This is a genomic window from Paraburkholderia sp. SG-MS1 (assembly GCF_012275575.1).
Classification (GTDB): Bacteria; Pseudomonadota; Gammaproteobacteria; order Burkholderiales; family Burkholderiaceae; genus Paraburkholderia.
This window is the reverse complement of sequence record NZ_NPIH01000028.1, coordinates 23675-30649: the sequence shown is the minus strand read 5'-3', so window position 1 is coordinate 30649 and position 6975 is coordinate 23675. Positions and strand designations below refer to the sequence as shown.

Below are 6975 nucleotides of genomic sequence, written 5' to 3'. Positions count from 1 at the left end.
GTGCCGCCCCGCACAGGGGCAACGCCAATAGACCACCGCGACATCAAGGAAAGGCCAAAACACAAGGAACACAACCAAAAAAAGCACAACAAACCCAAAAAAGCCCAGCCCCCGCCGGGGCATATAATGACGCACGAACTGCCGCCCCTCCGAAAAAATGCCCGATCTGCTAGCCAATCTCAACCCCGAACAACACGCCGCCGTCACGCTTCCCAACGAGCCCGCGCTGATTCTCGCCGGTGCGGGCAGTGGCAAAACCCGCGTTCTGATCACGCGTATCGCGTGGCTCATCCAGCACGGTCTCGCGTCGCCCGCCACGATTCTCGCGGTGACCTTCACCAACAAGGCCGCCCGCGAAATGATGTCGCGTCTGTCGGCGCTTCTGCCGATCGACACGCGCGGCATGTGGATCGGTACCTTCCACGGCCTCTGCAATCGCATGCTGCGCGCGCATCATCGCGACGCGGGGCTGCCGGCCACCTTCCAGATTCTCGACACCGCCGATCAGTTGTCCGCGCTCAAGCGTCTGATGAAGGGCCTCAACATCGACGACGAAAAGTACCCCGCGAAAAACCTTCAGTACTTCATCAACAACGCGAAGGAACAAGGCCTGAGGCCGAAAGACGTCGACGCCACCGACAACTTCAATCGCAAGTTCGTCGAGCTGTACGAAGCCTACGATCAGCAATGCCAGCGCGAAGGCGTGGTCGACTTTCCGGAGCTGCTGCTGCGCTGCTACGAACTGCTCGCGCACAATCCGCCGTTGCGCGCGCATTATCAGGCGCGCTTCAGGCACATCCTCGTCGACGAGTTTCAGGACACCAACAAGCTTCAATACGCGTGGCTCAAGCTGCTGGCGGGCGAGACCAACTCGATCTTCGCGGTCGGCGACGACGACCAGTCGATCTATGCGTTCCGCGGCGCGAACGTCGGCAACATGCGCGACTTCGAACACGAGTTCAGCGTGCGTCATCTGATCAAGCTCGAACAGAACTACCGCTCGCACGGCCACATTCTCGACGCCGCCAATCAGCTGATCGCCAACAACTCGCGCCGCCTCGGCAAGAATCTGCGTACGGATGCCGGCCACGGCGAACCGGTGCGCGTCTATGAATCCGCGACCGATTCGCAGGAAGCCGGCTGGATCGTCGAGGAAATCAAGGCGCTGATCAGCACGGGCACGTCGCGTAGCGAAATCGCGATTCTTTACCGCAGCAACGCGCAGTCGCGCACGATCGAACATACGCTCGTCAATGCGGGCATTGCGTATCGCGTGTATGGGGGCTTGCGCTTTTTCGAGCGCCAGGAAGTCAAGCATGCGCTCGCGTACCTGCGTCTGATCGACAATCCGAACGACGACACCGCCTTCGCGCGCGTCGTCAATTTCCCGACTCGCGGCATCGGCGCGCGCTCGATCGAACAACTGGCCGACGCGGCGCGTCTGTACAACTGCTCGATGGCGGCGGCGATTCCTTACGTCGCGGGCAAGGCGGGGTCGAGTCTCGCGGCCTTCGCGAATCTGATCGGCAAGATGCGCGCGGAAACGGAACGCATGAGCCTGCCAGAAACGGTCCAATACGTGGTCCGCGCAAGCGGCCTTGCGGACTTCTATCAGAACGAGCGCGAAGGCCAGGACCGGCTGGAGAACTTGCAGGAACTGGTCAACGCGGCCGCGGCGTTCGTCAGCGAAGAGGGCTACGGGATGGACACACCGGCGCGCTCGATTCCGCTGCGCCCCGGCGCGAGCGCCGCGCCCGAACTGGCGGTCGCCACCGACGATCCGAATACCGTCGTGCTGGACGCACCCGGCATCGCCGACCCCGCGCAAAACCCGGACACGATGACGCCGCTCGCCGGGTTCCTGTCGCACGCATCGCTCGAAGCGGGCGATAACCAGGCGCAGGCCGGCCAGGAAGCGGTGCAACTGATGACGGTACACGCGGCCAAGGGGCTCGAATTCACGGCGGTGTTCATCACCGGTCTCGAAGAGGGGTTGTTCCCGCACGAGAACAGCGCAATGGAATCGGACGGTCTGGAGGAAGAGCGGCGCCTGATGTACGTGGCGATCACGCGCGCGAAGGAGCGTTTGTATCTGTCGTTCGCGCAGAGCCGGATGCTGCACGGCCAGACCCGCTACAACATCCGTTCGCGCTTTTTCGACGAACTGCCGCAGGAAACGCTCAAGTGGCTCACTCCGAAGATCGAGGCGGGCGCGCGTTGGGGCGGCCGCTCGGATAACGCGGGTTATGGGCGCGACTGGTTTGCGCGGCCCGGTTATACGGGGCCCGCGTCGTCGACGCCGGCGCCGTTGCCGGCCTTCGCGAACGAGCAGCGCGCGGCCGACACGGGCTTTCGCGTCGGGCAACAGGTATTCCACACCAAGTTCGGCGAAGGCACGATTACCGCGCTCGAAGGCGGCGGCACCGACGCGAAGGCGCAGGTCAAGTTCAAGCGGCATGGCGAGAAGTGGCTCGCGCTGGCGGTCGCGAAACTGCAGGCGGTCGAATGAGCGGCGGCATGGGTAACGGCGGCGCGCCGCATTCGCATCGTCCGCTGGGGATTCTGGCGGCGTTACCGCAGGAACTCGGCGATCTCATCGAAGCGATGCGCGCCGAGTCCGGCGTGCGCACGATCACACACGGTCAGCGCGACTATCACCTCGGCACCGTCTACGGCGCGCCGTGCGTCGTGACGCTGGCGCGCGTGGGCAAGGTCGCGGCGGCTGCTACGGTCAGCGCGCTGATCCATGCGTTCGATGTCGAAGCGATTGTATTCACCGGTGTCGCGGGGGGAGTCGGCGCCGAGGTGCGGGTCGGCGACATTGTCGTGGCCGATGCGCTGTTGCAGCACGACCTCGATGCCTCGCCGCTGTTTCCGCGCTTCGAGGTGCCCTTGCTGGGCGTGTCGCGTTTTGCCGCCGACGTCGCCCTCGCCGACCAGCTTGCGGCGGCTTGCGAGCGCTTTGTCGCGGAGGCGGGCGCGGCGTCGGCGGCGCGCTTCGGCACGCGCGAGCCGCGCGTGCATCGCGGCCTGATCATCAGCGGCGATCAGTTCGTTGCCAGCGCGGCGGGCGTCGAGGCGCTGCGCGCTGCGTTGCCGGATGCGCTCGCCGTCGAGATGGAAGGCGCGGCGATCGCGCAGGTTTGCCACGAGTACGGCGTGCCGTGCGCGGTCGTGCGCACGATCTCCGATACCGCCGACGATCATGCGCCGGCATCGTTCGTATCGTTTCTGACGGAGATCGCGGGGGCGTATTCGAACGCGATCCTGACGCGGTTTCTCGACACGCGCGGCGCGGCGGTCTGAGATTCGAAGGCGGGCGATCGGGCAGGCGCACTGCGCCCGCTCACGTCACGCTTTTCCGTCCAACGCCTCCCGCACCTGCTGCAACGCGGCCGGATCTTCGATAGTCGGCAGATCGCCCGGCTCGCGTCCTTCGGCGAGCGCCGCGATCGCGCGCCGCAGCAGTTTGCCCGAGCGCGTCTTCGGCAGCATCGACACTACCACTACACGGGCCGGCCGCGCAATCGCGCCGAGCTGGCGCTCGACCGTCGCCGTGAGTTCGGCTTCGAGGCGGGCGCGCTCGCTGCTATCCGCATACGGCTGCGCGCCGCGCAGCACCACGAAAGCCATCGCCGCCTGACCCTTCAGAGCATCCGTCACGCCGACCACCGCGACTTCCGCGACAGCCGCGTGACTCGATAGCGCTTCTTCTATCTCGCGCGTGCCGAGCCGATGTCCCGCGACGTTGATCACGTCGTCGGTGCGGCCGAGGATCGTCACATAGCCATCTTCGTCCTGCACGCCCCAGTCGAAAGTCGAATAGACCTGCCGGTTCGGGATGCTCGACCAGTAGGTGTCGATGAAGCGGCTGTCGTCGCCCCATACCGTCGACATGCAGCCCGGCGGCAGCGGATAGCCGAGCGTGAGCACGCCTTTTTCACCGGGCGAGCAGGGCTTGCCGGTCAGTTCGTTGCGCAACGTCAGATCGAACCCGGCGGACGGCACGCCCGGCGAGCCGAGCCTGGTCGGCAGCGCTTCGACGCCGCGCGGAATCGCCAGCATCGGCCAGCCGGTCTCGGTTTGCCAGTAGTTATCGATCACCGGCTTGCCGAGCGCGTCGGCGATCCACGCGGCAGTCGGCTCGTCGAGCGGCTCGCCGGCGAGGAACAGCGTGCGCAGACTCGACAGATCGGCTTGCTTCAGCAGCGCCGGGTCCTGGCGCTTGAGCACACGCAACGCGGTCGGCGCGGTGAACATCAGATTGATTTTGTGTTGTTCGACGAGGCGCCACCAGATGCCGCCGTCGGGGCGAATCGGCGTGCCTTCGTACATCACGGTGGTCAGGCCCGCGATCAGCGGCGCGTAGACGATGTAGCTATGGCCGACCACCCAGCCCACGTCCGACGCGGTGAACATCGTGTCGCCGGGCTTGCCCTGGAAGATGTATTCCATCGACGCCGCCAGCGCCACCGCATAGCCGCCCACGTCGCGTTGCACGCCCTTCGGTTTCCCGGTCGTGCCCGACGTGTAGAGCACATATGAGGGCTCGTTCGATTCGAGCCACTCGCACTGCACGTGCGCGTCGAAGAACTGTTCGCGCAGTGGCTCGTACGCGCTCAGGTAGCGGGCGTTCAGGCGTTCCGGCGCGAGCTGCCGGTCGATCAGCAGCACGCGCGGCGTCTGGTGCATCGCGCGCGCGAGCGCCTCGTCGATCAACGGCGCGTAGTCGATCACTTTGCCGCCGCGCGCGCCGGCGTCGGCGGTGACGATCAGCACGGGCTTCGCGTCGTCGATGCGGGCCGCGAGGTTGGGCGCCGCGAAGCCGCCGAACACCACTGAGTGAATCGCGCCGAGCCGCGCGCACGCGAGCATCGCGAACAGCGCTTCGGGGATCATTGGCAGATAGAGCAGCACGACGTCACCGCGTTTGACGCCGAGCGAGCGCATCACGGCGGCCATCCGGTTGATCTCCGCGTGCAGCTCGGCGTACGTGTAGTGCCGTTCGATGCCGGTTTCGGTCGACACGTACACGAGCGCATTCTGCTGCGCGCGCTCGGCGAGATGCCGGTCCACCGCGTTGTGACAGAGATTCGTGCGACCGCCCACGAACCAGCGCGCGAACGGCGGATTCGAGCGGTCGAGCACCGTGTCGAACGGCGTATGCCAGTGAATCCGCTGCGCCTCGTCGCGCCAGAAAGCCTCGGGGTTCTCGATCGAACGGCGGTGGAAGTCGCGATAGCTGGTCATCTGCGGCGATCCTTTGCTGTGTCAGTGAACGGAGGTCGGGGTCGTACGGCCGTGTTGCGCGGCGCGGGAGCTGGGTGCGCAATTGCGTAGACATCACGCAGGCACCATCCGGGCGCCGCACCGGCATCGCACAAGCATAGAGTACGCGCAGTGCGGCGGACAACGCGGGTTCACCATGAGCGGCGCACGCGTCGAAGCAAAAGAAAAAGGCGCCGCAGCGCCTTTTCCCTGATGCAACGCCCGATCAAACCCGTCAGGCCTTCGCGCGCTTGCTCTCGACATCCGGCAACAGCACCGTCAGGACGCCGATCAGCGGCAGGAACGAGCAGACCTTGTAGACGAACGCGATGCTGGTGGCGTCGGCCAGTTGCCCGAGCACCGCCGCGCCGATGCCGCCGAGGCCGAACGCGAAACCGAAGAACATGCCCGCGACCATCCCCACCTTGCCGGGGATCAACTCCTGCGCATACACGAGGATCGCCGAGAACGCCGAGGCCAGCACCACGCCGATGATCACCGTCAGCACGCCGGTCCAGAACAGGTTCGCATACGGCAGCAGCAGCGTGAACGGAGCGACGCCGAGGATCGACACCCAGATCACGTATTTGCGGCCGATTTTGTCGCCGATCGGACCGCCGATCACCGTGCCCGCCGCGACCGCCGCGAGGAACACGAACAGATGAATCTGCGCGGCCTGCACCGACAGATGGAACCTGTCGATCAGATAGAACGTGAAATAGCTGTTGATGCTGGCGAGGTAAAAGTACTTCGAGAACACCAGCAGGATCAGCACGCTCATCGCGAGCATCACCTGGTTGCGCGACAGCGTCGCGTGCGCGACGTTGCCACGCGCCTTCCTGACCGACGGATGCTGTTTGTACCAGCGGCCGATCTGCGTGAGCACGACGATCGCGACGAGCGCCGCCGCCGAGAACCACGCGATGCTGCGCTGGCCATGCGGAATCACGACTAGCGCGGCGAGCAGCGGCCCGAGCGACGAACCCGCATTGCCGCCGACCTGGAACAGCGACTGCGCGAGGCCGTGGCGGCCGCCCGAGGCCATGCGCGCGACCCGCGACGATTCCGGATGGAACACCGACGACCCGCAGCCAACCAGCGCCGCCGCGACCAGCAGCACACCGAAGCTCGGTGCGACCGACATCAGCAGCAGGCCCGCGAGCGTGAAGCCCATGCCAACGGGCAGCGAATACGGCTTCGGATGCTTGTCGGTATAGGCGCCCACGAGCGGCTGCAGCAGCGATGCGGTGATCTGGTAGGTCAACGTGATCAGCCCGATCTGCCCGAACGACAATGAAAAGTTGTCTTTGAGCATCGGGTAGATCGCGAGGATCAACGACTGGATCATGTCGTTGAGCAGGTGCGAAAAGCTGATCGCGCCAAGCACGGAATAGACCGTGCGCTGAATCCTGGCGGCCGGTTGGGCGGACGCGGCAGGGGCGCCGCGCGCGGGTGGCGCGCCGGCGAGGGCGCTTTTGTCGAGGCTCGTTTTCATACGCTAGATGAGAGAGAACAAAGGTGGCGAATAAGGCGTGAACGGGCGTCCGGCAATCGCGCGTTCAAGCGGGATTTGCTGCGGCATTTCGACGCGATTGCCGGTGTTTTAAGTCGTTGATCGAAGTTTAATGTGGCTTGAGTGAATTGTAAGGACAAGTTTTGTCGCAAATCGGACATGGGGACATATGTGCGCACAGATCGGTCCCGCGC

Annotated in this window: 4 protein-coding genes; 2 read left to right on the top strand and 2 right to left on the bottom strand. The window is 65.2% G+C overall.

Annotation, left to right across the window (positions count from 1 at the left end; translation table 11 throughout):
- Positions 1 to 157: 157 nt before the first annotated feature.
- The gene (locus CIC12_RS02175) at positions 158 to 2509 is read left to right on the top strand and encodes a UvrD-helicase domain-containing protein (RefSeq protein WP_168661729.1); all 2352 of its coding nucleotides are present in this window, start codon (positions 158 to 160) and stop codon (positions 2507 to 2509) included.
- Positions 2506 to 3306 (top strand): 5'-methylthioadenosine/adenosylhomocysteine nucleosidase, encoded by an 801-nt coding sequence (locus CIC12_RS02170; protein ID WP_238812314.1) that lies wholly within the window; start codon positions 2506 to 2508, stop codon positions 3304 to 3306. Before CIC12_RS02175 ends, CIC12_RS02170 begins: the two co-directional genes overlap by 4 nt.
- A gap of 45 nt (positions 3307 to 3351) precedes the next feature.
- Here the strand turns inward: CIC12_RS02170 and CIC12_RS02165 are convergent, their stop codons facing one another.
- Both CIC12_RS02165 and CIC12_RS02160 read right to left on the bottom strand, forming a co-directional pair.
- Positions 3352 to 5250, bottom strand: coding sequence for a propionate--CoA ligase (locus CIC12_RS02165; RefSeq protein WP_168661727.1), 1899 nt, complete (start codon positions 5248 to 5250; stop codon positions 3352 to 3354).
- A gap of 253 nt (positions 5251 to 5503) precedes the next feature.
- Positions 5504 to 6763 carry an MFS transporter gene (locus CIC12_RS02160; protein ID WP_168661725.1) on the bottom strand — a complete coding sequence of 420 codons (1260 nt, stop codon included), beginning with the start codon at positions 6761 to 6763 and terminating at the stop codon, positions 5504 to 5506.
- Positions 6764 to 6975 lie beyond the last annotated feature (212 nt).

Excerpts from the sequence above, each read along its gene's own strand:
- CIC12_RS02175 (WP_168661729.1), top strand. The coding sequence starts at position 158 with ATGCCCGATCTGCTAGCCAATCTCAACCCCGAACAACACGCCGCCGTC.
- CIC12_RS02170 (WP_238812314.1), top strand. The coding sequence starts at position 2,506 with ATGAGCGGCGGCATGGGTAACGGCGGCGCGCCGCATTCGCATCGTCCG.
- CIC12_RS02165 (WP_168661727.1), bottom strand. The coding sequence starts at position 5,250 with ATGACCAGCTATCGCGACTTCCACCGCCGTTCGATCGAGAACCCCGAG.
- CIC12_RS02160 (WP_168661725.1), bottom strand. The coding sequence starts at position 6,763 with ATGAAAACGAGCCTCGACAAAAGCGCCCTCGCCGGCGCGCCACCCGCG.